General features: G+C 48.7%; 2 protein-coding genes. Both read right to left on the reverse strand.

Features of this window, described 5'->3' with window-relative positions:
- Positions 1-230: 230 nt before the first annotated feature.
- On the reverse strand, positions 231-491 hold the full coding sequence (locus LKK83_RS15345; protein WP_324632082.1) for a hypothetical protein: 261 nt from the start codon (positions 489-491) through the stop codon (positions 231-233).
- Between the two features lie 22 nt (positions 492-513).
- Positions 514-1,077, reverse strand: a 564-nt coding sequence (locus LKK83_RS15350; RefSeq protein ID WP_324632083.1) for a hypothetical protein, incomplete at its 5' end; no start/stop codon positions are given.

Consider the following 1,077-nt stretch of genomic DNA (forward strand, 5'->3'; position numbering starts at 1 on the left):
ACGAAACCGAAGAACTGGGAAAGTGCTTCTTTTGCTTGCTGTTGGAGGGTTTCAGAGCCGAAGCTGCTGTAGTCGTACTCGAACCGGAGGTTCAGGGGAAGGGTAGAGGTCGCGGTGAAGTCCATGATAAGATGTTGAGTGGTTATTTTTAATGGATTTGGGGCGGGTAGTATCGCCCTATTTTTTTTCTGGCTTCAATATACGTTATTTGCGGGTAAATGTCAAGGAGGTTAGCGGGGATTATGAAGGGCTGATTCGATCAGTTTTTCTAACTGGGTCAGAGTGAGTTGAATTTCTCTGAGGGCGTTGTCTTTCTGGAGAATGAGCAAAATGTAGTCCGGTCGATTGGAAAAATCCTTGCCCCAATTTTCAATACTACGCTCTGATAGCCCTGTTGCTTCGGCGAGCAACTTGGTACAGGCTTGTCTGTAGCCCCACTCCCCAGGAGCAGGATCTACGATCCATCGCTGGCAAAATTCACTTGGTTCCACTTGTTCATCCTTAGTCGTCTTTTTATCGATGATGCACTTTTTGGTTGGTTGCAGGAATTGGTGAATCGATAAAATAGTCGTTAATTGCGTATATTAAAGCCAGTTTTTGAGTCGCTCCTGACGTTTGAGCTAAAGTTGATGCAGGAGTTGGTAGAAGCTGCGACCGATTTCTAGGCCGATGGTGAAGGTATGGCGCATGAAACCGAAGAACGGGGAAAGTACGTCCTTCGCTTGCTGCTGCAAAGAGGAGAAACCGAATTGGGAATAGTCGTACTCTAACCGCAGGCACTGACTTGAGGATGAGCTGTTGGATGGATTGGCGCTGCGAGTCGAACCAGTCGGAAATTTGGATTAATGCTCGCGCCATCCAGGTGGAGTCACCAAAATCGGAGGAGTCCAGCCATTTTTCGAACAGGCGATCGCCTTGGGTGAGTCCCCGTTCGAGGCACAGTTGGTGCAGCACTTGCCGCAAATTTCGACCGATTTCGAGGCCACTGACGAAGGTGTGACGGACGAAACCGAAGAACTGGGAAAGTGCTTCTTTTGCTTGCTGTTGGAGGGTTTCAGAGCCGAAGCTGCTGTAGTC

It is taken from the genome of Phormidium sp. CCY1219, from assembly GCF_035615515.1.
In the GTDB taxonomy this organism is placed as follows: Bacteria; Cyanobacteriota; Cyanobacteriia; order Cyanobacteriales; family Laspinemataceae; genus CCY1219.